Genomic DNA, 21948 nt, shown 5'->3' on the forward strand with positions numbered 1-21948 from the left:
GAGCCCGTCATGAGCCAAATCGCGCTCGAGCAATCCATCTTCGGCGACATGAGCAACCTGGAACTCAGCCTGTCGGAAGACAGCACCGGCGACCGCGCCCGCGCCATGGTGCGCTATTTCCAGACCATCGCGGAGGCCACCGAGCGTCTGCTGGCCAATGCCCGCGAAGAGGGCCAGCGCCATCTCGTCTCGCGCCTGCTGCAGGGTTTCAAGGCCGCCGAGCGAATCATCCGGCACGTCTGGGAAGCCATTCACGGCACCACGCTCGTGCTCTGAGCACCGGGCCGTCACCCCATTCGGTACAGCCACCGTCGAGGAGGAACAACATGGACATGGACACCACCACCATCTATCGCAACCTGATGGCCGTCGGCTTGCTCGGCACCGTCTATCGCACGGCCGACGATGCCGAGCTGATCAACGACGTGATCGAGTCGACGCTTGCGGAGCCGCTGCAGTTCCGCGTCTGCCGCGCGGTTGTCTCCGGCATGGCCGGCATCGGCGATGTCGCGCGCGGCAGCCTGAGCGCGCATGTCGAGGCCCACCCGGAAGACGAGGCCGCCCGCCTAGCGCTGGCGATCTCGCTGATCCTCGCCGGCGATGCCGAGGGCAAGCGCGCGGTCGAGGGCCTGCTGGTCACGACCACCGACACCGCCGTCCGGGAGACGGCGCACAACATGCTCGAGCTGATCCAGCGCGAGCCGGCCTTGCTGAATTGAAGTTTCCCGCGGCGGCCGATCGCGGCGGGCGCCGATCTTCGTGCAGGCACCTGAACCATGCCGCACTTTCTTTTGAACGATGAAGGAGAGAACTATGTCTGGAAGTATCGGCCCGTCGATGGGCGCAATGAACAGCGGCGCCGCCTCGAGCGCCGGCGTCGACAGCGCGGGTATGCAAGCGGTGTCGGCGCAGAACGCGCAGAGCATCGACTCGATCATGACCCAAGGCCAGTTGTCCGCCTTGCGCTCGTACGCTGAAGCCACGGCCAAGACGCTGAAGGCCGGCGCCGACGCGGTCAAGGGCCTGGTCTGACCGAGCGTCGCCATCACCGAACAAGGAGAGACACATGACCTATGCCGTGACACAGAACCCCACCAACTACAACATGGTGGACATGCAGCTGAACCAAGGCAGCACCGTGACCCAGGGCTCACCGATGACGGCGCAGTTTGCGCCGGGCAACGGCCAGGCGATCTTGCAGAACTTCATCGCGCAGACGCTGCTCAGCGCACTTCAAATGGCACAGCCCCAAGCGATGCAGGGTGCCGGCCAGATGCTGTCGATGGTCGGGCGCCTTCTGAACGAGCTGGGCAAGGCGATGCAGGGGCAATCGGGCTACCAGCAGCCGGTGTGCGGCCAGAATCCGCAGGCGAGCCAAGCGATGCAGATGCTGCAACAGCTGTTCGGCGGCAACTCGACGCCCGCGCCGCAATGGCCGCCTTACGGCAACGGGGGAGGTGTGCAGCAACCGCAGACCTATCTGCCCGTCAACGGCGGCTCGTACCAAGGCAACCCGAGTGGGCCGATGGACGAGAGCCGGGCCACCAAGGTGCTCAGCAACCACTTCTCGCAGCTGTCGGGCGGCGACAAGACCTTCAACAAGAAGGATCTCGAGAAGGCCGCGGCCGATCCGTCCAAGCCGGAACTGCAGCGTGCAGCCCAATTCGCGCTGGACAACCCGATGTTCATGCGCGGGCTGGATACCGCAGGCAAGGGCGACCGCCCCGACGGGAAGATCTCGGCGCGCGACCTGCGCAGCTCGATGCAGACCGGCAAGCTCGCCCAGGGCGACCAGGCGGTGCTCGACACCATCAGCCGCTACGCCGAGCCGCTGTACAACCAGAGCGGCCGCAAGACGCTCAACCGCGGTGACTTCGAGCGCATGGCCAACGGCGGCAACATGCCCAATGGGCAGCCGACGCCGCCCGACATGCAGGAGGCGGCTCGCGCGATGCTGAGCAAGCCGGCGCTGTTCGAGCGCCTGGATTCGGCCAAGAGCAATGGCCGCAGCGCTGACGGCGGCATCTCGAAGCGCGACGTCGAGATCACCCAGTCTCGTGCCAGCAGCGCGGGCAGCGCCGGCAGCAGCTCGGGTACGCAGTGGCCGCAGAACCGTCCGCAGATCATCGCGGGCGAGCCGGGCTACGGCACTCAGTTCGTCGCCTACGCAGGCATTGAGGCGCGCCTGCAGGCCACGGGCCAGATCGACTTGGCCATGCAGTTCCAGGCGCTGCGGCCTCAGGTGAGCGTCAGCGCGCGCTTCTAAGGCGAAGCGCCCCATCGGCGCATGGGGCGGGCAGGGGCGCGGCGCGGCTGTCGCGCCCTCTGCCGGGCCCTTCCATTCCAACCCGGGGGTTTGAAGATGAACCTGCTATTGAAGGTCAAGCAACGCGAGTTCGTGCAGTGTCTGGTCGAGCTCGTCTCGACCGCCGTGCACCACAACCTGGTCGATGAGGCGGAGGCGACGATGGCCTGCCTGCGTCAGGTACGGCCCAAGCTGGACCAACTCGACTTCTTCGATGGCTGGATCGCCATCCTCAAGTCGGACTGGACCGGTGCCATGCGCATCGCCCACGCCTGCGCCGAGCGCACCGGGGACTGGCCCTTCGGCACCGCCTTGTTGGCCTATTGCCAGTACGCCACCGGTGACAAGGGCTGGGCCGCGTCGGCCGAGCGGGTGTTGGCACAGGAAGATTGCCCGGATGCGAGGCGGATGATGATGCTGTTGCTGGGCCGCGTCGATCCGAGCGAGCTGGGCTGTGACCAAGGCCTGCTGGACGCCCTGAGCGGCGGCCAGGACACCGTGATCGGTTCGAACTTCGTGCTGGCCTGACGCACCAGGAGGACACGGCGATGGACCCCGTGCAAGGACTGGCCGGGCTGGATGTGCACCGCGCCTTCGAACGAGCGGGCGCCCCGGCACCGCAGGTGGATCGGCTGGCGAACCGCTTCGCCGATCTGCTGGCCCAGGAACCGCCGACCCACACCGTCCCGGAGGTGGGGGCGCCGACGGTCGTGTCGCGACTCGTGGGTGAACACGAGCGCATGTACCACGGCCTGGTGAAGGACATGGCGCGCGCCGCGGTGGACACCCCGCACATGACGCCGCAACAGGCCACGCTCAAGCAGGTCGAGTTGATGTTCCGGGTGGTCAACGTCTCGATGCAGAACAACGCCTGCGTCTACGTGGCCCAGAGCAGCAAGAACGGCCTGCAAACCTTGATGAAGAACCAGTGAACTGCCATGCGCCTCTGTGCCTCACCCAAGCACCGCACCGTCCGATGGCTGGCCACGATGTGCCTGGCCATGCTGTTTGCCGCATGCCGAACGGATCTCTACACCAAGCAGAGCGAATCCGACGCCAACGACATGGTGGCAGCGCTGCGTGAACAGGGGGTGGACGCGGAGAAGCGCACCCCCGACAGCGGCAAGAGCTGGAGCGTGACCGTCGAGGAAGACGAGATCGTTCGCGCGATGGCGGTGCTGCGCGCCGCGGGCTTGCCCGCCGAGCGGCATGCCAACCTCGGCGAGCTGTTCAAGAAGGAGGGGTTGATCTCGACCCCGACCGAAGAACGGGTGCGCTTTGTCCACGGGGTCACCGAGGAACTGTCGGACACGCTGACGCACATCGATGGCGTGATCGCCGCGAAGGTGCACATCGTCTTGCCGCAGAACGATCCGTTGTCGGCCCACCCCAAGCCATCGAGTGCCAGCGTCTTCGTGAAGTACCGGCCGGACGCCAACCTGAGTTCGCTGGTGCCGCCGATCAAGAACCTGGTCTCGCGCAGTGTCGAGGGGCTGGTGTACGACAACGTCTCGGTCACCCTCGTACAGGGCGAGGTGGTCAAGGCCTTGCCTCCGGCGCCGCCCAGCCGCGCCTGGATCTGGGTGGTGCTGGCGGCGGTGGTGAGCCTCGCGCTGGTGTTGGTGGGCTGGGTGTGGTGGCGCCGGCCTGCGTGGCTGCCGAGGGCGGTGCTGCAGCGCCCGCCGCGGCGCCCGTCTGCTTCGGTGGCCGTGGCCGCCGAGGGCGCGGGGTGATCATGGCCAGCCCCACAACGCCTTCCCACTGGCCGTCCTTGGCCGAGGCCTTCGACGCGGCGTTGGTCGAATGGCCCCACCACATCGACTCGAGTTGGGCGAGTTCCTGGCCGGTGTGGGCGTCGGGCGGCGGCGATGCGGCGGCACGCCGCGCCCGGTGGATGGCCTTCGCCCGCTGGTGCGGCGCGCCGCCGGGGTTTCGCGAGCTGGACACGCCCCTGGGCCGATGGTGCCTGTTGCCCCGCGACCAACGGCTGGCCCGCCTCTGTGCCCTGGCTCTGGCGCTTCGTCCTGGCGTGTGGCGCAGCTGCGTTCGGCGCGAAGCCCGGCGCGCCCTGGCGGGCTTCCTGGGGCCCGCCAGCAGCGTGCTGGCGAGCGGTGCCCATGGCGGCGCGTGCGTGAACGCGGCATTGGCCGAGCGGCCACCAGTCGAATGGGCGTGGGTGGGGCATGCCGACATCACGCGCGCCGGTGCCTGGCCGACGCGGGGCCTGCGGCGTTGGGCCCGGCTGGGCCTGCCGCGGGCGCATCCGGTCGTTCTGCGGCAGGCACTCGCAGGAGCCGCCGATCGCCTGGAACTGGAGGACAGGTTGGCCGAGGTCGATCGGTGCTTCGAGGCGGCTGCGCGTACGCAGGCGGCGGCGCACGCGAGGTCGTCTGACGAACACGAAGGTCAGGAAGGGGCGGCGTGATGTGGGTCTGGCTGCACAGTGGTGGATTGCAGGTGGGTGTCGAGGATGGTTTGATTCGTCGGCGCGATCTCGCGGGCTTCGACGAACTGCAGGGCCTGCTCGGTTCGCTGCGGGCCGAAGCCGAGCGGCTGGCCGATCAAGCCCGGATCGAAGCCGAGGCGATGCGGCATGAGGCCGAGCGAGCGGCCGAGGCCATCCGGCGGCAGGCTCATGACGAAGCAGACGAACTTCGGCGGAACGCCCAGGAACAAGGCCTCGCGCAGGGGCTGGCCGAGGCGGCCGAGCGTTGGCATGCCCGGCGGCTCGAGGCCCAGTGGCAGCGCACGCAAGAGCTGGCCGCCCAGCAGCAGGTGATGGCGAGCGTGGTGGTGACAGCGGTCGAACGCATCGTGCGGGCCGAGCCGGCGCGGGCGCTGTTCGAGCAGGCGTTGACGCAGGTACACGACCTGCTGCGCGAGGCGAGTGAGGCGCGTCTTTGCGTGCACCCTGGCGATGTGGCCAGTGCAGGCGAGGCGGTGCAGACGCTGCCGCGGCGGGCCGGCGCCGAGGTGGCCCTGCGGGTGGTGGCGGATGCATCGCTGGCGCCGGGGGCTTGCCGATTCGAGTCGGACCTCGGCGTGCTCGACGCCAGTCTCGATCTGCAGCTGGCGAGCCTGCGCCGCGCCATCGAGAGTGCGCAGGCGAAGGCCCAGGTCGAGACCCAGGCTGAGACCCGGGATGAAGTGTCGCCCGAACTGGACGAGGTGACGCTGTGATCCAGACGCTGAGCGACTTCGGTCAGACCTTGGCCTCGGCGATCGAGACCGAGCCGCTGCTGCAGCGCGTGGGCAAGGTCGTCGAGGTGATCGGCACCTTGATGAAGGTCACCGGGCTTGATGCACGTCTGGGCGAGCTGTGCGAGATCGTCGAGGCCGATGGCGAGGTGGTTCAGACGGCCGAGGTGGTGGGCTTCTCCGGCGGGCGCAGCATCCTGTCGCCCTTCGGCTCCATCCTCGGCGTGCGGGTGGGCAGCCGGGTGGTGGGCCTCGGGCAAGTGCTGTCGGTGCCGGTGGGTGATGCGGTGTTGGGCCGCGTGGTCGACAGCCTGGGGCGGCCGATCGACGGCAAGGGCCCCATCGCCGCGGTGGAGCGGCGCCCCGTCTTCGCGCTGCCACCCAGCCCGATGGCGCGCGCGATGATCGAGCACCCGCTGCCGACCGGCGTGAAGGTGATCGACGCGCTGCTGACCTTGGGCGAAGGGCAGCGCATGGGCATCTTCGCGCCCGCCGGGGTGGGCAAGAGCACCTTGATGGGCATGCTGGCGCGCGGAACGGCCTGCGACATCAGCGTGATTGCGCTCATCGGCGAGCGGGGCCGCGAGGTGCGCGAGTTCATCGAGATCATCATGGGCGAGTCGGGCATGGCGCGCTCGGTGGTGGTGTGTGCCACGTCCGACCGGTCATCGATCGAACGCGCCAAGGCGGCCCATGCTGCCACCGCGATCGCCGAATACTTTCGCGACCGCGGCCTGAAGGTGCTGTTGATGATGGACTCGCTGACGCGCTTTGCGCGCGCGCAGCGCGAGATCGGCCTGGCGGCCGGCGAGCCGCCGGCACGCCGGGGCTTCCCGCCGTCGGTGTTCGCAGAGATCCCGCGCCTGCTGGAGCGGGCCGGCATGGGTGCCCAGGGCTCGATCACCGCGCTGTACACCGTGCTGGCCGAGGATGAATCGGGCGGCGACCCGATTGCCGAGGAGGTGCGCGGCATCCTCGATGGCCACATGATCCTGTCGCGCAAGATTGCGGCACGCAACCAGTACCCCGCCATCGATGTGCTGGGCAGCCTCAGCCGCGTGATGTCGCAGATCGTGCCGAAGCCGCATCAGGCGGCTGCGGGCAAGTTCCGTCGGCTGATGGCGAAGTTCGATGAGATGGAGATGCTGCTGCAGATGGGCGAGTACCGCCCCGGCGCCGATGCGCTGGCCGATGAGGCGGTGCAGAAGAACGACGCGGTTCGTGACTTTCTCAACCAGGCCACCGACGACCTGTGGGACTACCACCGCAGCGTGGAGGCGCTTGCTCGCGTGGCCAACGGATGAGCAACATCCGCTCGTGGCGGGCGCTGACACGCATCAAGGAGCGGCGCCTGGCGCAGCAGGACGAGGCCGTGCAGGCGGCCCGCAACGATCTCGCCGCCTGCCAGGCCGCGCAGGAAGAAGCCGAGCAGGTTGAATCGGAGCGACGCGCCGATTGGCAACGGGCGCGCGAACGGGTGCTGGGCCTGCTCGATGGCGAAGAGGCGTTCAAGCCCGACCTGCTGATGGCCCGGGGCCGGCAGGTGGACGACTGCGTGCAGGCGCTCCGGCGAGCCGAAGACGACACCGAGCGGCACCGGCAGCGGGTGAGGGTGGCCGAGCACGAGCTGCAGATGGCGCTGGCGCAACGGCAACGCCTGGATCAGCAACTGCAACTGGCGCGAGAGGCGCTGGACAAGGCGCTGGCCTGCCGAGAGCAAGCCGATCAGGATCAACAGGACGAAGACGCCGAAGAGACCGCCGTGGCACGCCTGCTGGCAGCTGCGCGCGCCTCGGCAGGGGAGGCCCGTGGGACAAGGGTTTGAGCGCTACCTGCTCCTCATGAACCATGGGGAGGAGCTGAAGAACATGGTGGCGCTGATCGCGCTGTGTGGCGCGCGGATCGTCGCGACGCTGTTGGTGCTGCCTGCCACCTCGGGCCAGAAGCTGCAGGGCATGAGCCGCGCCGCGTTGCCGGTGTGGATGGGGCTGTACATCGCCTGGGGCCAGCCGCTGGATGTGATCGCGGATCTGAACACGCCGATGCTGGCCGTGCTGATCCTGAAAGAGACGCTGATCGGCTTTCTGATCGGCTTTGCGGCCGCCACCATCTTCTGGGTCGCCGAAGGCGTGGGCTCGATGATCGACAACCTGGCGGGCTACAACAACGTCCAACAGTCGAACCCCAACAGCTCCGACCAGAGCACGCCGGTGGGCTCGTTCCTCTCCGAGCTGTCGATCTACTCGTTCTATGCACTGGGCGGCATGGTCGCCTTGCTGGGCACCTTGTTCGAGTCGTACAAGTGGTGGCCGCTCACCGCCACACTGCCCAACACGGCCAACCTGCTGGAGGTCTTCGCCCGCGAGCAGGTGATGACCTACATGACCACCGTGGCGCGCTTGGCCGCACCGGCCCTGCTCACCTTGTTGCTCATCGACCTGGGTTTCGGCCTGTTGACGAAGACCGCTGAAAAGCTGGAGCCCAACAGCCTCGCGCAGCCAGTGAAAGGGGCCGTCACGATGGTGCTGTTGTCACTGATCATCGCGGTCTTTTTCCAGCAGGTGCGCGCCGAGTTGTCGCTGAGCGATCTGGCGCGTCACCTGCAGGCGATGTGGGGGCCGCGTTGACGGAGAGGCCGAGAGTCTTTCAACCGTGCCCGCTTGGCACGGCCGAAGAAATCTCGGCCGCTGAGGGCACGCGATCAGCGTGAGTCGCCGGCGGTGGCACCGAACAGGAAGCGGTCGGTGTAGCCGGGGTGACCTTCCGCCACCTGGCGCTCTTGGGGCTCTTGGCGCTCTTGGCGTTGGTGAACCAGTTGGTAACCCTTGCCGTACACCGCGCGCAGCTGCACGCCCCGGTCCACGCCCAACTGCAGTTTCTTGCGCAGCGAATGCACGTGCTGCTCCATCGTTCGATTGGAGATGTCGGCGCCCACGCCCCAGACGGACAAGCTGATCGTGCGCCGGGAAACGCAGTCGCCCAGGTGTGAGAAGAGCAACCAGGCCAACGCGAACTCGCGCGGCGTGAGCAACACCTCTTCGCCGTGATCGCGAAGCGAACCCTCGTGGCGATCGAGCTCGAAGCCGCAGGCGCGCAGGATGGGCGCTTCGAGCTTGCCGCGGTATCGGCGGATGGCCGCGTGCAGCCTCGCCGCGAGTTCGAGCGCATCGGTGCCTCGCGTGACGACGTCTGCCGCGCCGGCTTCCAATGAGCGGGCCACGTGCGTGGACCGCGCGTCGGCCATCTGCATCACCACGGGCGTGTGGCGGTCGCGCCGAGCTTCGAGCCAGGCCAGCAGGTGCTCTTGCTCTTGTGCGCCGGCCCATCCGACATCGATCAGGCCCACGTCGGCCCCGGCGTGCTGCAGGCCTCGCAGCAGATCTACATCGGTTGAGCAGCGAGCGCATGAGAAATGATGGGCCGACAGACGGCGACGCACATCCTGAAAGACAAGGTCATCGGCGATGAGACAGGCGACTTGCATAATCACTCCAACGATCCAGTGTTCGGTTTCGAAGTTCGTTTCTGCTGAAGAGCCAGCGGCGCGCATAACGCAAACGGTCAGCGAATCCGGACATCACTTGATCGATGTCATTCAATTTCAGGGAAAACACGAAGCGCTTCGCCCGGGCGAGCCGGCGCTGAGTGACGTGCAATGGATGCATGACGATGTCCGTGACCGATGCCGCCGCCCACGCCGATGCCGAACCCGATGCCGACCCCGTGCTGCGCGAGGGTTCGCATCCGGTCGATGAGTTTTTTCTGGCCTCGTATCGCGAGTTGCGTCGCCTGGCGCACAGCCGCCTGCACGGCAACAACAACCTCACGCTGCTCGACACCACCTCGCTGGTGCACGAGTGTTACCTGCGCCTGAGCCACGGTGAGTTGCCCGCGTTCGAGCGGCCGGGAGACATCCTCGCCTACTCAGCGCGGGTGATGCGGTCGGTGGTGGTCGACTTCGCCCGGCGCCGCCTGGCTGAGCGCCGCGGGGGCGGCTCGGTGCACATGAGCCTGCAGGCAGACGATCTGCCGTGCGGTGCACCGGGTGCCTCCGAAGAGCAGATCCTCGAGGTGGACGAGGCACTCAGCCTGTTGGCCGAGGCCGAGCCGCGCCTGGCTCAGGTGGTCGAGATGAAGTACTTCGGTGGCTTCACCGAAGCCGAGATCGCCGACACGCTCGGCGTGGTCGAGCGCACCGTGCGCCGCGACTGGGAGAAGGCGCGAGCACTGCTGCGCGTGGCGCTCGGCCGTTGATTCCGAAACGCATCGAAAGGCCTCGAAGAGGCGAGGGCGCGAGAGGGCGCGCGACGCCGAGGTAAGCGCCCCGTGCCGACCGAAGCCGCGCATCTCAAGTGTCGAGCGGCAGCACCGCCCGACACTCGATGATGCTCAATGGGGCTCGGTGGCGTTGCTCTGGCCGACAGCCGAGTGGGGTTGCGCGGCCGCGTGATGACGATTCTTGAAGAAGCCCTGGATCTTGTGCACCACGTCGTCGACGAAGGTGAAGATCACTGGAATCACCAGCAGGCTCAGGAACGTCGAGGTGATCAGACCGCCGATCACGACGATCGCCATCGGTGAACGGAAGCTGGGGTCCACGCCCAGGCCCAGCGCGATCGGCATCATGCCGGCGCCCATAGCGATGGTGGTCATCACGATCGGTCGTGCACGCTTGTGGCAGGCGTCGAGCAGGGCTTCCATGCGCGACAGGCCATGCTCGCGCCGCGCCATGATGGCGTACTCGACCAGCAGGATCGAGTTCTTCGTCGCAATGCCCATCAGCATGATCAACCCGATCATCGAGGGCATCGACAACGCGGTGTGCGTGACGAACAGCGACAGGAAGGCGCCCGGGATCGACAACGCCAACGCACCGAGGATGGTCACCGGCTGCACGAAGTCCTTGAACAGCAGCACCAGCACGATGTAGATGCACAGCACGCCCGTGAGCATCGCCAGGCCGAAGCTGCCGAAGAGTTCGGCCATCGCCTCGGCGTCGCCCACGCTGCGCTGGATCACGCCTGGCGGCAGCTTGGCGAGGCTCGGCTTGGCGAGCGCCTGCTCTTCCACCTCGCCCAGGGGCTGGCCGTTGAGCTCGATCTCGAAATTGATGTTGCGCAGCCGGTCGTAGCGATCGATCTGCGCGGCGCCGCTGTCGATGCTCAGCGTGGCCACATTGCCCAGCATCACCGGGCCGCGCGCACCGGGCACCGACAGGCGCGACAGCAGATCGAGGTCCGTGCGCGCATCGTCGGTGAGCTTCACCACCACCGGCACCTGGCGTTGCGAGAGGTTCAGCTTGGGCAGCGCCTGGTCGTAGTCGCCCGAAAGTGCGATGCGCAGCGTGTCCGCGATGGCCGACGAGGTGACCCCCAGATCGGCAGCGCGCGCAAAGTCGGGCCGCACCACCACCTCGGGGCGCACCAGGCTCAGCGTCGACGTGACCGCGCCGATGCCGGGGATGGTGCGCAGATCACGTTCCACCAGGCGGGCGTGCTCGGCCAGCACCCGGCCGTCTTCACCGGCCAGCACGAGCAGGAACTTTTCGGCTGAGCCGCCGAAGCCCACTTTCACGCGGGCCCCCGGCAGCGGCTGCAGGGCCTCGCGCAGTTGTGCCTCGATGTCCTGCTTGCTGACGCCGTGGCGATCGCCGCGTGGCGTCATGTTGATCGTCAGCGTGGCCTTGCGCACATCGGCCGCGCCCGATGGCATGAAGGGGTCAGCGCCGGTAGAGCCACCGCCGATGGCGGTGTAGACCAGCTTGATGTGCGGATTGCGAATGATCAGCGCCCGCGCCTGCTCGGCAGCCGCGTAGGTCTGGTCGAAGGTGCTGCCCGGCGGCAGCGTGACCGTGACCTGGGTTTGCGAGAGATCATCGGGTGGCACGAAGCCGGTCGGCAACAACGGCACCAGTGCGAACGAGCCCACGGTGAAGCCGATGGCGGCCAAGGTCACCTTGATGCGGTGCTGCAGCGCCCAGGCCGCCCAGCGCATGTAGATCGACATCCACTTCGGATCCGGCTTCTCGGGCTGGGGCTTCAGCATGTAGGCGGCCATCATCGGCGTCAGCATCCGCGCCACCACCAGCGAGAAGAAGACCGCGATCGCGGCCGTCCAGCCGAACTGCACGAAGAACTTGCCCGGCACACCGGCCATGAAGGCGGTGGGCAGAAACACGGCGATCAGCGTGAAGCTCGTCGCGATCACGGCCAGGCCGATTTCGTCAGCGGCCTCCTTCGCGGCCTGCAGCGGCGTCTTGCCCATGCGCAGGTGGCGCATGATGTTCTCGATCTCGACGATCGCATCGTCGACCAGGATGCCCACCACCAGCGACAGCGACAGCAGCGTCACGATGTTGACGGTGAAGCCCATGAAGTACATGACGCCGAAGGCGGGGATCACCGACAGCGGCAGCGCTGTCGCCGAGACCACCGTGGCACGCCAGTCGCGCAGGAAGAACCACACGACGATCACCGCCAGCAGCGCGCCTTCGTACAGCAGCTTCATCGAGCCGTCGTAGTTCTCGACCACCGGGTCGACGAAGTTGAAGGCTTCGGTGATGGTGATGTCAGGGTGCAGTGCCTTGAGCTTGTCCAGCTCGGCCCGCACGCCGTCGGCCACGTCCACCTCGCCCGCGCCGCGGCTGCGCACGATCTCGAAGCCCACCACCGGTTTGCCGTCCAGCAGCGCGGCCGAGCGTCGCTCGGCCACCGTGTCCTGCACCGTGGCCACCTGGTCCAGGCGGATGTGGCGCCCGTCGCTGAGCGTGATGTCCATCGCGGCCAGTTCGTCGGCCGATTGCACGGTGGCGATGGTGCGCACCGATTGCTCGGCACCGCCCACGTCGGTGCGGCCGCCGGCGGCTTCCTGCTGAGTCTGTTGCAGCTGGCGCGAGATGTCGGCCGCGCTGGCGTTCAAGGCCTGCAGCTTCAACGGATCGAGCGCCACGCGCACTTCACGCGACACCCCGCCCACGCGGGTGACAGCGCCCACGCCCCGCACGCTGAGCATGGACTTGGCGACCTGGTTGTCGACGAACCACGACAGCGCCTCGTCGTCCATCCGTTCCGATGCCACGGTGTAGGTGAGGATGGGGGTGCCGGCCAGCTCCATCTTGCTGATCACCGGGTCGCGCAGATCGCCGGGCAGGTCGGAACGCACGCGCGACACGGCATCGCGCACATCGTCGACCGCCTGCTGCGTCGGCTTTTCCAGCCGGAACTCGACGGTGATCGTGGCCACGCCGTCCTGCACGGTGGTGTAGATGTGCTTGACACCTTGCACCGTGGCGACCGAGTTCTCGATCTTGCGGGCGACCTCGGTTTCGAGCTGCGAGGGCGCGGCCCCGGGCAGCGATGCCGTCACGATGACGGTGGGCAGGTCGATGTCGGGGAAGTTCTGGATCTTCATCCACCGAAAGCCCATCAGGCCCACGAGCGTGAGCATGATGAACAGCAACACCGAGGGAATCGGGTTGCGGATGGACCAGGTTGAAACATTCATCATGGAATGGGCTTCCTCACTTGGCCGAGGTGGCGGTCGGCACCACGGCACCGAGGGTGGACGCCGACGAGCGGCTGGCCTGCGCCTTGGGCGCGGCGGGAGGGGCGTCGACGATGCGCACGAGATCGCCATCGGCGAGGAAGGCGCCGCCCGAGGCCACCACGCGGGCCTGTGCATCGAGCCCGCTGGTGATCTCGACGCGGTCGCCCACACGGCGGCCCACGCTCACTTTGGTCTGTGCCACCTTGTTGCCGGCTCCGAGCTTCAGCACATAGCTGAAACCGTCACGCAGCACCACGGCGCTTTGCGGCAGGGTCAGGCCCTGGCCACTGCCGACCTCGAATTCACCGCGGGCGAACATCCCCGCCCGCACGTCCGGTGACGCGGCGAGATCGACGTACACCAGGGCGTTGCGGGTCTTGTCGTCGACCGTGGGTGCCAGCATCCGCACCTTGCCGCCGATGGTGCTGCCAGTGGGCAGGGCCACCTGCACCGGCATGCCCGGCTTCAGCTGCGGCAGGTCACTGGATGGCACTTCGGCGCGCCATTCGAGCCGGCCCTGGCGAATCAGGCGGAACATCTCGCTGCCGGCGGGCAGCACCGCGCCGATCGTGGCGTTGCGCGCCGAGATCACGCCGTTGTCCGGTGCCAGCACCTGCGTTTGCTTGAGGCGCAGTTCCTGCAGGCGGGCCATCGCCTTCTGGGCGTCGAGCCGGGCCCGCGCGGTGCGCTCGGCGGTGAGGTACTGGTTGATCTGCTGGGCGCTGAGTGCACCGGTGGCCGAGAGTTCGCGCGCGCGCTGCGCGTTGGCTTCAGCTTCGGCCAGCGTGGCTTCGGCCTCGCCCACCGCGGCGCGTGTCTGGTTCAGCTCGGCTTGCACGGTCTCGGCGGCGAAGGTGGCCAACACCTGGCCCTTCTTGACCACATCGCCCACGTTGACGCGAACGTCGGCCAGGCGCAGGCCATTGGCTTCGGTGCCGATCACGGCTTCCTGCCAGGCGGCAATGTTGCCGTTGGCGCTGAGCTTGTGGGCCAGCGTGGTGGCTTGTGCGGTGGTGGTCGTCACCGTGAGTGCGGCCTGAGCGGCCGACGCGCCCGCAGCGGCGGCGGCAGCCTTGTCCTTGTCGGCTGCTTGCACCCAGGTGGCCCAGGCGGCCAGGGTGAGGGTGGCCACGGCGGTGGGGGCAGCCCAGCGGGTGCGATGCCAGTGGGAGGTCTTCATGCTCTCGTCCTGTGAATGTCTTGGGTATGCGGTTCAGCGGGCGGCGACGTCGGTGCGGACGTCGTTGGCGAGATCGGCCTTCCAGCCGCCGCCGAGCGCGCGGTAGAGCGCGATCCAGGCGCTGACGCGCTCACGCTCGAGGTCGATCAGTTGGCTGCGGGCCAAGGCGGCGCTGCGGCGGGCGTCTTCCAGCTCGAACAGGCTGGCCAGGCCGCCGCGGTAGCGTGCCTCGGCGGCACGGAAGGAGGCGTCGAAGCCGTCCACCGCGAGGCTGGCGTCGTCGCGGCGGGCGGCGGTGCTGGCCAGTTGCACCAGCGCGCTTTCCACTTCCCGCACCGCTTCACGCAGCTTGCCGCGGTAGTTGGCCACCGCTTCGTCGTAGCGGGCGCGGGCGGCGTCCACATTGGCGGCGCGTCGGCCGGCGTCGAAGATCGGCAGCGACACGCTCAGCGGCCCCAGCGTCCAGAGGTTGCCCTCGGTGCTGAAGCCGGCCGTGTCGATGCGCGCGCGGGTCACCGAGCCGAGCAGGCTGACGCGCGGCAGGCGGTCGGCCTGGGCCTCGCTCACGTCGGCGCTGGCGGCTTCCACGGCGAGCGCCGCGGCGGCCACGTCGGGCCGCTGGCCCAGGGTCTCAGCGGGCACGGCCGATACGGCCAGCTGCGACGGCGCCGGCAGCTTGGCGCGGCCGGCTTCGAGCTTGCCGCGCAGGGTGGATTCGTCGATGGCGGTCAGGGCGACGAGCGATTTCAGCGCCAGGTCGCATTGGGCCGTCTGCGCGATGAGCTGGGCGCGGGCCTGGGCGGCGCTGGCCTGGGCCAGGGCTTCGTTGGCGGGCGGCTGGAATCCGGCCTTGGCGCTGAGGGTGGTCAGCCGCGCCGTCTCGATGCGCGAGCTGGCGTCGGTCTGGGTCTGCAACCACTGGGCTTCGCAGGCGCGCAGCGCCACATAGCTTTGTGCCGCCTCGGCGGCCACCAGCACGCGGGCGTCATGCCAGCCGGCTTCGGCGCCGGACAGGCGTGCGATCGCGGCGCTGCGGCCTGCCCGGCCCGCACCGAACACGTCGATCTCCCACGCCGCCTGGGCACCCGCCAACGTGGTGGTGGCGAGCGGCCCGCCGATTTCGGCGCGGCCGCGGCTGATGCTGGCGCTGGCGTCGAGCGTGGGCAGCAGGGCGGCACCAGCGGCCGTGCGCGCCGCCTGGGCCTGAGCCAGGCGCGACTGGGCTGCGGCCAGCGTCGGGCTGGCGGCCTGGGCGGCGCTCACCAGCTCGGCCACCAGCGGGTCATCGAACTGCTGCCACCAGCGGGCCAGATCGGCCTGGGTGCCCTGATGGGGCAGCTGGGGGTTCTGGCCGGGGGTGTCTTGAGGCAGTGGGCTGTGCCACTGGGCCGGCGAGGCGGTCTGCAAGGGTTCGGGGGCCGGCAGCGGGCCGGCGCAACCCGCGGCGAGCAGTGCCACCGCCGGCAGGGCGGCGGTCCACGTCGTGCGCGTCATCGAGAAATCTCCTGGTGCGCGCCGTGCGGGAGTCGCCGGTGCGCGATCTTCTGGTTAAAGGGGACGGGGAGGGCTGCGGGCAAGCAGCGGGCCGGCGGGTCCAGCGGGTTCACCCGGAGTGCGCCGCATGGTAGAAGCGTTCGATGCGGGATTCCGTCAGTTGACATTTAATGTTACGTGCCCGGGGAAACGAGAATTCGGAATCCCGGAGCGTCTGCTCTCGCCGCTCCTGATGTCCTGGGGCTGAACACCTAACGTTGTTAGTTTTTTGGCAGATGCTAATCTAACGTCGTTAGATTAGCAAGGAGCCCGGGTGGCGATACAGCGTGAAGAGGTGATCCGCAAGGCCTTGGACTTGCTGGACGAGGTGGGCCTGGAAGGCCTGACCATGCGTCGGCTGGCTGATGCGCTGGAGATCAAGGCCGCCTCGCTCTACTGGCACTTCACCAACAAGCAGGCGCTGATCGACGGCATGGCCGACGCCTTGCTGGACGATGTCGCGCAGGAGCCCGTGGCCGGCACGTGGCAAGACCAGATGCGGCACACCGCCCTGGAGCTGCGCCGCGCGTTGCTCAGCCGGCGCGACGGCGCCCGGGTGTTCGCCGGCACGACGCTGGCCACGCGCAACATGATGCGGGTGGCCGAGGCCCTGACCGCGCCGGCCTACGGCGCAGGCGCCAGCGCCCGCCTGGCCGGCTGGGGCGGCTTTTCGCTCGCGTGCTTCGTCTATGGCTTCGTGATCGAAGAACAGGGCTGGCTCGCCCAACTCGCCAGCGGGGTCGATCTGGACACCATTCGAGGGGCGATGCAGGGTGTGGTCGCCGGCGGCGAGTTTCCGGCGATCGAGGCGGCGATGGAGGAACTCACCCACATCGACGCCGACGTTCGCTTCGTCCACGGCGTGGACCTGTGGATCGCCGGCATCGAGGCCGGCCTGGCGCCCAATCGAGCTGCAGGCTGATCTGCAGGGTCGATTGGTATTTAACTGGTAGCTAACTGGTGCTAGCCTTGTGGTCCGATTCAGATCGAAAGGGTTCTCGGTGTCGCTGTCGTTGAAAACTGTGGCACGCGCGGGTCTGTGTGCGTGGATGGCGGCTGCGGCCGGCATGGTCCAGGCGGCCGATGCACCCGCGAAGGCCGCCAAGGAGCCGCCGGTCTCCACGCTGTTCAGCGGCCAGTTCATGGACTTCGAACGCAGCAGCGGCAAGGTGGTGGGCGTCTATGTGCCCAACTGGGAGCCGGTCTCGGTGGTCGACCGGCTGGGCGGCCACAACGTGAGCCATCTGCTCTATGCCTTCTTGCATGTCTGCGGCCCGGGCCAGCTCGACAAGGACGCGCCGCGCTGTGAAGGCAAGGGCGACCAGCAACTGGCGGTGTCGGCCATTGACAGCACCTTCAACGACGCCTTCCTGCGCCTGAAAGCCCGCGCGCCGCATGTGAAGGTGGTGGCGTCGGTGGGCGGCTGGGGCGGCTCGGACCCGTTCTTCCACCTCGCCAACGACGCCGCCAAACGCGCCCGCTTCGCCGAGTCGGTGGCCGATTTCCTGCGCAGCCACCCCGGCTTCGACGGCATCGACATCGACTGGGAGCACCCCACCTCCAACGGCAGCGCCAATGGCGTGCCGCTGGGCAGCCCGGCCGATGGGCAGGGCTATGCCGACCTGATGCACACGTTGCGCAAGACGCTGGACAAGCTGACCGGCGAAACCGGCCGCTCTTACCTCGTGACCAGCGCGATCAACACCAACGCGGAGATGGTCTCGAAGATCAACTACCGCGACGCGGCGAAGGCGCTGGATCTCATCTTTATGATGAGCTACGACTACTTCGGCCCTTGGACGCCCACCGCCGGGCACCACACCGCGCTGCACAGCCGCGGCAACTCCCCCGACGAAAGCCTGTCGGCCGGCTTGAAGACGATGCTGAGTGCCGGTGTGCCGGCGGCCAAGCTCGTGGCGGGCGTGGGCATGTACGGTCGCGGCTTCACGGGCGTGGTGCCGCCGCCGGCCGGCTCGCCCAACTTCAATGGCCAAAAGCGCGAGGGCGTCTTCGCCGGCGCCGATGGATCGGTGATCTACCGCGAGATCGTCGCCCGCTACCTTGATCGCCAGGGGCGGGGCAAGGCCGGCTACCAGGTCGTTTACGACCCGCAGGCCCAGGCCTATGCGCTGTGGAACCCGTCGACGCGCCTCTACCTGGGCTATGACGACCCGCGCGCGGTGTGGCACAAGGGCCGCTTCGCGGTCGAGCAGGGGCTGGCCGGCGTCTTCGCGTGGGAGCTGTCGCAAGACAACGGCGACCTGCTCAATGCGATGAATCTGGGCGTGGGGCACATCCCCCGCCCCCGTTGAACGACGGGCCCTCGTCCTGCCTCGCCGCTCATCCGTCCGCGGGCAGCTCGTCGGCCCACTCGTTGAGGTTGGCCTCGGTCTGGTGCGCGGGCCGAGCCGCCCTGGCGGTCGGTAGTGAATCGGCGCCCTCAGCCGTTGCTGGTGGCGCGCACTTCCTCAATGGTGGTGATGCCTGCCAGCACCTTCTCCAGGCCGTCCTGGCGCAAGGTGCGCATGCCTTCGGCCATCGCCTGACGCTGGATCTGTTCGGCGCGGGCGCCGGTCTGGATCATCTGCCGGACGCTGCGCGAGACGGTGAGCAGCTCATGGATGCCGGCGCGGCCGCGCAGGCCGCTGTGATCGCATTGCGGGCAGCCCGGCGCGCGCCAGGCTTGCAGTCGACCATCCGGGCCGGCGAACCGCTGTGTCCAGTCGGCGATCACCGCGTCCACGCTCGGCGAGGTGGCGTCACCATGCCACGAGTGAAGGTGGTCGTGCACCCACTCGTCCACCTCGTCCGCGTGGGCCGGGCGGCTTTGCCGGCAATGGGGGCACACCCGCCGCACCAGCCGCTGGGCCAGCACGGCCAGCAGCGAATCGGCGAAGTTGAAGGGGTCCATGCCCATGTCGAGCAGGCGGGTGATCGTCTCGGCGGCGCTGTTCGTGTGCAGCGTCGACAGCACGAGGTGGCCGGTGAGCGATGACTCGACGGCGATCTGCGCGGTCTCCTGGTCCCGGATTTCGCCGACCATGATCACGTCTGGGTCGGCGCGCAGGAAGGCGCGCAAGGCCTTGGCAAAGGTCCAGTCGATCTTCGGGTTCACCTGCACCTGACGCAGGCCGGCCTGGGTGATTTCGACCGGATCTTCGGCCGTCCAGATTTTGCGCTCGGGCGTGTTGATGTGGCTGAGCGCCGAGTGCAGGGTGGTCGTCTTGCCCGAACCCGTGGGGCCGACGCACAGCACCATGCCGTAGGGCCGCTCGATGGCCGTCTTCAGGGCCTCAAGGTTGGGCGGTGAGAGCCCCAGCTTGTCCAATGGCAGGGGCTTGGCCGAGGCCAGGATGCGCAGCACCGCATCTTCCAGGCCGTTGGCGGTGGGAATGGTTGCGACGCGCAGCTCGATCGGGCAACTGGTGACGAAGCGGCTGAAGGTGATCTTGCCGTCTTGCGGTCTGCGGCGCTCGGAGATGTCCAGGTCGCACATGATCTTCAGCCGCGCGATCAAGGCGTTGCGGTAGGTGTGCGGCAGCTCCAGATAGGGCCTGAGCGCGCCATCGCGCCGGAAGCGGATGCGCACCTTCTCGCGCCCCGGCTGGGTCTCGATGTGGATGTCCGACACGCCCTGGCCATGGGCCTCGACGATCATCGTATTGATCAGCCGGACGAGCGAGTTGTCGCTCTGCTCGATGGGCTTTTCTTCCTCGGACGGCGGCGAGGCGATGTCGTGTGACTGCTCCAGCGCGGCCAGCAACTGGTCGGTACCACCTTCGTCGAAGTTGAAGGCGGCCGACAGCTCGGCGGCCACGCCAGTGGCCGCCGCTTCGTCCAGACCGTGTTTTTGATAGACCTGCGCAATGCTGCGGGTGAGGTGGTCGCCCGCTGGCAGCACGGGAACGGCCTTGTTCTGCGAGATGAACTCCACCTCGTCCAGCACGTCGCGGCGAGAGGGATCCTCGATCGCGATGACCAGCCGGCCTGGCAGCAACTGAAGCGGCAACACCTGCAAGCGCTTGGCGGCTTGGGCCGGCAGCTGGCGCAATGCTTCGGCTTCGATGGGGTAGGCATCCACATCGACGACGGGGTAGCCCATCTTGCGTGACAGCGCGGTGCGCAGGTCGTGCCGTCGCACCGCGCCACTGCGCACCAGCAATTCGCCCAGCGGCACCGAGCGGTCGCTTTGCTGCTGCGCCAACGCATCGTCCAACTGGCCGGGCGAGATGTAGCCGAGTGCGATCAAGGCCTCGCCGACGCGCACCATGGGCATGCGCGACTGGCTCTCGATCGCCTGCATCAACTGCTCGGGCGTGACCACCCGGTTGCTCAGCAGCATGTCACCGATGCGCTGCTCGCGCAGCTTGGCCTGCTCGGCCAGCGCGGCGGCGATCTGGGCTGGGGTGGCGGTGTCATCGGCCAGCAATTGCTCGCCCAGTCGCGGCCCGTATTCGAAGGTTTCGTAGGCGCTGCGCGGGCAGAACATGCGCAGCACGCCGCCCTTGTCATCGACCGGCGGGAAGAAGTACAGGCCGTGCGACGTCTCGACATGGCCGATGCTGCGCCCGGTCAATTCGCCGCCGCCGACCAGTCGCACGGTGAAGGCCGTGGCGGGGAGAAAGTCCATCAGCGCCCCCGGGGCACCGGTGGCCGCGATGAGCCCGGGGCGCAGCGGCTGGGTGAGGGTGAGGCTGCGGAACTGCGACGAGCGCAGGGTCAGCGTGGTGCGAGAGGGGGGCACCTGCACCTGGGCCACGCCCTCGGCCGGGTCGAAGGTGACCAGCCGGGCCGCCATGGCTTTGCCGTTCAGGCCCAGCACCTCGCAAGGCTCGAACGCCGGATGGTCGGCGACGTTGGGGTAGACGGCGTACGGCGGCGTGGGCCACGCGAAGCCGGGCGCGGCAACGGGGGCTGCCGCTTCGGGGTCAGCGGCAGGGGCATCCGCGTCACGCGGGACGAGAGACAACTGCGAAGAAAGATCCGACATGGCCGTGGGTCAGGAAGGGCGCGTTTCGATGCTAGGCAGCCGGGCCTGGCGGCGATGTGCCGATAAGCGGCGCCCGGACGAGCCAGATCGATCGATGCCGAGGCGCCGCAGGGTTCGCGAGCGGAGCCGACCACGCATCAGCGGGCCGTCACAATGCAGCAGGGCAGTACTCACCAGCGCGCAGCCTATGAATCTTCGTTTCGTCGAGGCCTTTTACTGGGTGGCCACGCTCAAGAGCGTGTCGCGGGCTGCGGAAAAGTTGTTCATCACGCAGTCGGCGATGTCCAGCCGCATCGCAGCGCTGGAAGACGAGCTGGGTGTCTTGCTGCTGGACAGGCGCGACAAGCAGGTGCGCCTCACGGCAGCCGGTGGGCGCTTTCTGGTGATGGCCGAGCGGCTGCTCTCGCTGCAGCGTGAAATCCGAGACGAAATGGGCCGCAGTGCCGAATCGGGCCTCAGCCTTCGGATTGGTGCGATCGAGTCGGTGCTGCATTCCTGGCTGATCGACTGGGTGCGCGAGATGCGCGCCGCTCAACCCGGGCTGGAGCTGGAGCTGACGGTTGAAACCACACCGGTGCTGGTCGACCAGATGCGGCGTGGGCGGCTGGATCTGGCGCTGGCCGCGCTGCCGGCCTCAGGCGACGGGCTGCGCCAACGTGCGCTTCCGCCGATGCCGATGTGTTTCGTGGGCCACTCGCAGCTGCACAAAAAGCGCCGCTACTCGGCCGCGGACCTGGCCTCGCTGGAGCTGCTGACCTTCCAGCGCGGCTCCCAGCCCCATGTGGCGCTGGTGGACCTGATGCGCCAGGCCGGGCACAGCCGGTTGAAGATGCACGCCATCTCTTCGGTGTCGGCGATGGTCGAGCTGATCGAGGGCGGGCTCGGGGTGGCAACCTTGCCGCTGGCGGTGGTCAAGCGGCTGGCCGAGCGGCAGCCGCTGCGCGCGCTGCCCAGCGACATCGAGATGCCGCCGTTGCCGATCTTCTTGAGCTACCGGGACGACCCCGGATCGGGATTAACCCGTACGGTGGTCGACGCACTGCTCGGATTCGACCGCATTTTCCAAGCCGCTCCACGCGCCCGGAAGGTGCGCAGCGGGTGACTTTCGGCGTTCGCTGAACGAGCCGCCTGGCGCTAACTTCTGCGAGTGAAAAGCGGGCCCGCCGGCGTGGGGCCGAGCACGTTGATGCACCGCCA

General features: G+C 68.1%; 21 protein-coding genes. 16 read left to right on the top strand and 5 right to left on the bottom strand.

Going from position 1 to position 21948, the window contains the following annotated elements; translation table 11 throughout:
* Window positions 1–9 precede the first annotated feature (9 nt).
* From AACH06_RS00820 to sctT, 12 genes are all read left to right on the top strand, one after another.
* Complete coding sequence (locus tag AACH06_RS00820) at window positions 10–276, top strand: hypothetical protein (protein ID WP_341423687.1); 267 nt, start codon at window positions 10–12, stop codon at window positions 274–276.
* Between the two features lie 56 nt (window positions 277–332).
* Window positions 333–719: a hypothetical protein gene (locus AACH06_RS00825; RefSeq protein WP_341423688.1), complete on the top strand. Its 387-nt coding sequence runs from the start codon at window positions 333–335 to the stop codon at window positions 717–719.
* Window positions 720–813: 94 nt separating this feature from the next.
* Window positions 814–1032, top strand: a complete 219-nt coding sequence (locus AACH06_RS00830; RefSeq protein ID WP_341423689.1) for a hypothetical protein — start codon at window positions 814–816, stop codon at window positions 1030–1032.
* 34 nt (window positions 1033–1066) lie between these two features.
* Window positions 1067–2266 carry a hypothetical protein gene (locus tag AACH06_RS00835; RefSeq protein WP_341423690.1) on the top strand — a complete coding sequence of 400 codons (1200 nt, stop codon included), beginning with the start codon at window positions 1067–1069 and terminating at the stop codon, window positions 2264–2266.
* 96 nt (window positions 2267–2362) lie between these two features.
* On the top strand, window positions 2363–2833 hold the full coding sequence (locus tag AACH06_RS00840) for an HrpB1 family type III secretion system apparatus protein (protein ID WP_341423691.1): 471 nt from the start codon (window positions 2363–2365) through the stop codon (window positions 2831–2833).
* A 20-nt stretch (window positions 2834–2853) separates the two neighbouring features.
* Window positions 2854–3237, top strand: a complete 384-nt coding sequence (locus AACH06_RS00845; RefSeq protein ID WP_341423692.1) for a hypothetical protein — start codon at window positions 2854–2856, stop codon at window positions 3235–3237.
* Between the two features lie 6 nt (window positions 3238–3243).
* On the top strand, window positions 3244–4038 hold the full coding sequence (sctJ, locus tag AACH06_RS00850) for a type III secretion system inner membrane ring lipoprotein SctJ (RefSeq protein WP_341423693.1): 795 nt from the start codon (window positions 3244–3246) through the stop codon (window positions 4036–4038).
* Between the two features lie 2 nt (window positions 4039–4040).
* Window positions 4041–4730, top strand: coding sequence for a type III secretion protein HrpB4 (locus tag AACH06_RS00855; RefSeq protein WP_341423694.1), 690 nt, complete (start codon window positions 4041–4043; stop codon window positions 4728–4730).
* Window positions 4730–5485: a type III secretion system stator protein SctL gene (gene sctL / locus AACH06_RS00860; protein ID WP_341423695.1), complete on the top strand. Its 756-nt coding sequence runs from the start codon at window positions 4730–4732 to the stop codon at window positions 5483–5485. Before AACH06_RS00855 ends, sctL begins: the two co-directional genes overlap by 1 nt.
* Complete coding sequence (gene sctN / locus AACH06_RS00865; protein WP_341424213.1) at window positions 5485–6807, top strand: type III secretion system ATPase SctN; 1323 nt, start codon at window positions 5485–5487, stop codon at window positions 6805–6807. The genes sctL and sctN overlap by 1 nt, the downstream gene beginning before the upstream one ends.
* A complete protein-coding gene (locus tag AACH06_RS00870) occupies window positions 6804–7328 on the top strand; it encodes a hypothetical protein (RefSeq protein ID WP_341423696.1) in 525 nt (174 codons plus the stop codon). The genes sctN and AACH06_RS00870 overlap by 4 nt, the downstream gene beginning before the upstream one ends.
* Window positions 7329–7344: 16 nt before the next feature.
* A complete protein-coding gene (gene sctT, locus AACH06_RS00875; RefSeq protein WP_341423697.1) occupies window positions 7345–8130 on the top strand; it encodes a type III secretion system export apparatus subunit SctT in 786 nt (261 codons plus the stop codon).
* A 74-nt stretch (window positions 8131–8204) separates the two neighbouring features.
* Here sctT and AACH06_RS00880 read toward each other — a convergent pair whose 3' ends face one another.
* Window positions 8205–8987, bottom strand: coding sequence for a response regulator transcription factor (locus AACH06_RS00880; protein ID WP_341423698.1), 783 nt, complete (start codon window positions 8985–8987; stop codon window positions 8205–8207).
* A 185-nt stretch (window positions 8988–9172) separates the two neighbouring features.
* Between AACH06_RS00880 and AACH06_RS00885 the strand changes: the two genes are divergently transcribed.
* On the top strand, window positions 9173–9757 hold the full coding sequence (locus tag AACH06_RS00885; protein ID WP_341423699.1) for an ECF-type sigma factor: 585 nt from the start codon (window positions 9173–9175) through the stop codon (window positions 9755–9757).
* 135 nt (window positions 9758–9892) lie between these two features.
* Here AACH06_RS00885 and AACH06_RS00890 read toward each other — a convergent pair whose 3' ends face one another.
* Genes AACH06_RS00890 through AACH06_RS00900 form a run of 3 tightly spaced genes read right to left on the bottom strand, consistent with a single transcriptional unit; the run spans window position 9893 to window position 15722 of the window.
* Window positions 9893–13006 (bottom strand): efflux RND transporter permease subunit, encoded by a 3114-nt coding sequence (locus AACH06_RS00890; RefSeq protein ID WP_341424214.1) that lies wholly within the window; start codon window positions 13004–13006, stop codon window positions 9893–9895.
* A gap of 16 nt (window positions 13007–13022) precedes the next feature.
* Window positions 13023–14228, bottom strand: coding sequence for an efflux RND transporter periplasmic adaptor subunit (locus AACH06_RS00895; RefSeq protein WP_341423700.1), 1206 nt, complete (start codon window positions 14226–14228; stop codon window positions 13023–13025).
* Between the two features lie 33 nt (window positions 14229–14261).
* Entirely contained in the window at window positions 14262–15722 is a 1461-nt protein-coding gene (locus AACH06_RS00900; protein ID WP_341423701.1) for an efflux transporter outer membrane subunit, read from the bottom strand.
* A gap of 313 nt (window positions 15723–16035) precedes the next feature.
* On the opposite strand from AACH06_RS00900, the gene AACH06_RS00905 reads away from it, so the two are divergent.
* Window positions 16036–16683, top strand: coding sequence for a TetR/AcrR family transcriptional regulator C-terminal domain-containing protein (locus AACH06_RS00905; RefSeq protein WP_341423702.1), 648 nt, complete (start codon window positions 16036–16038; stop codon window positions 16681–16683).
* A gap of 79 nt (window positions 16684–16762) precedes the next feature.
* A complete protein-coding gene (locus AACH06_RS00910) occupies window positions 16763–18073 on the top strand; it encodes a glycoside hydrolase family 18 protein (RefSeq protein ID WP_341423703.1) in 1311 nt (436 codons plus the stop codon).
* Window positions 18074–18201: 128 nt separating this feature from the next.
* On the opposite strand, the gene AACH06_RS00915 is transcribed toward AACH06_RS00910, so the two are convergent.
* A complete protein-coding gene (locus tag AACH06_RS00915) occupies window positions 18202–20751 on the bottom strand; it encodes a GspE/PulE family protein (protein ID WP_341423704.1) in 2550 nt (849 codons plus the stop codon).
* 187 nt (window positions 20752–20938) lie between these two features.
* On the opposite strand from AACH06_RS00915, the gene AACH06_RS00920 reads away from it, so the two are divergent.
* Entirely contained in the window at window positions 20939–21853 is a 915-nt protein-coding gene (locus AACH06_RS00920) for a LysR family transcriptional regulator (RefSeq protein ID WP_341423705.1), read from the top strand.
* Window positions 21854–21948: the final 95 nt, after the last annotated feature.

The sequence above is a fragment of the Ideonella lacteola genome, assembly GCF_038066555.1.
GTDB lineage: Bacteria > Pseudomonadota > Gammaproteobacteria > Burkholderiales > Burkholderiaceae_C > Ideonella > Ideonella lacteola.

What these genes read in the sequence shown, in the direction of transcription:
- AACH06_RS00820 (WP_341423687.1), top strand. Translation starts at nt 10, where the DNA reads ATGAGCCAAATCGCGCTCGAGCAATCCATCTTCGGCGACATGAGCAAC.
- AACH06_RS00870 (WP_341423696.1), top strand. Translation starts at nt 6,804, where the DNA reads ATGAGCAACATCCGCTCGTGGCGGGCGCTGACACGCATCAAGGAGCGG.
- AACH06_RS00825 (WP_341423688.1), top strand. Translation starts at nt 333, where the DNA reads ATGGACACCACCACCATCTATCGCAACCTGATGGCCGTCGGCTTGCTC.
- AACH06_RS00900 (WP_341423701.1), bottom strand. Translation starts at nt 15,722, where the DNA reads ATGACGCGCACGACGTGGACCGCCGCCCTGCCGGCGGTGGCACTGCTC.
- AACH06_RS00845 (WP_341423692.1), top strand. Translation starts at nt 2,854, where the DNA reads ATGGACCCCGTGCAAGGACTGGCCGGGCTGGATGTGCACCGCGCCTTC.
- AACH06_RS00885 (WP_341423699.1), top strand. Translation starts at nt 9,173, where the DNA reads ATGTCCGTGACCGATGCCGCCGCCCACGCCGATGCCGAACCCGATGCC.
- AACH06_RS00880 (WP_341423698.1), bottom strand. Translation starts at nt 8,987, where the DNA reads ATGCAAGTCGCCTGTCTCATCGCCGATGACCTTGTCTTTCAGGATGTG.
- sctT (WP_341423697.1), top strand. Translation starts at nt 7,345, where the DNA reads ATGAACCATGGGGAGGAGCTGAAGAACATGGTGGCGCTGATCGCGCTG.
- AACH06_RS00830 (WP_341423689.1), top strand. Translation starts at nt 814, where the DNA reads ATGTCTGGAAGTATCGGCCCGTCGATGGGCGCAATGAACAGCGGCGCC.
- AACH06_RS00920 (WP_341423705.1), top strand. Translation starts at nt 20,939, where the DNA reads ATGAATCTTCGTTTCGTCGAGGCCTTTTACTGGGTGGCCACGCTCAAG.
- AACH06_RS00835 (WP_341423690.1), top strand. Translation starts at nt 1,067, where the DNA reads ATGACCTATGCCGTGACACAGAACCCCACCAACTACAACATGGTGGAC.
- AACH06_RS00895 (WP_341423700.1), bottom strand. Translation starts at nt 14,228, where the DNA reads ATGAAGACCTCCCACTGGCATCGCACCCGCTGGGCTGCCCCCACCGCC.
- AACH06_RS00890 (WP_341424214.1), bottom strand. Translation starts at nt 13,006, where the DNA reads ATGAATGTTTCAACCTGGTCCATCCGCAACCCGATTCCCTCGGTGTTG.
- AACH06_RS00915 (WP_341423704.1), bottom strand. Translation starts at nt 20,751, where the DNA reads ATGTCGGATCTTTCTTCGCAGTTGTCTCTCGTCCCGCGTGACGCGGAT.
- sctL (WP_341423695.1), top strand. Translation starts at nt 4,730, where the DNA reads ATGTGGGTCTGGCTGCACAGTGGTGGATTGCAGGTGGGTGTCGAGGAT.
- AACH06_RS00840 (WP_341423691.1), top strand. Translation starts at nt 2,363, where the DNA reads ATGAACCTGCTATTGAAGGTCAAGCAACGCGAGTTCGTGCAGTGTCTG.
- AACH06_RS00855 (WP_341423694.1), top strand. Translation starts at nt 4,041, where the DNA reads ATGGCCAGCCCCACAACGCCTTCCCACTGGCCGTCCTTGGCCGAGGCC.
- sctJ (WP_341423693.1), top strand. Translation starts at nt 3,244, where the DNA reads ATGCGCCTCTGTGCCTCACCCAAGCACCGCACCGTCCGATGGCTGGCC.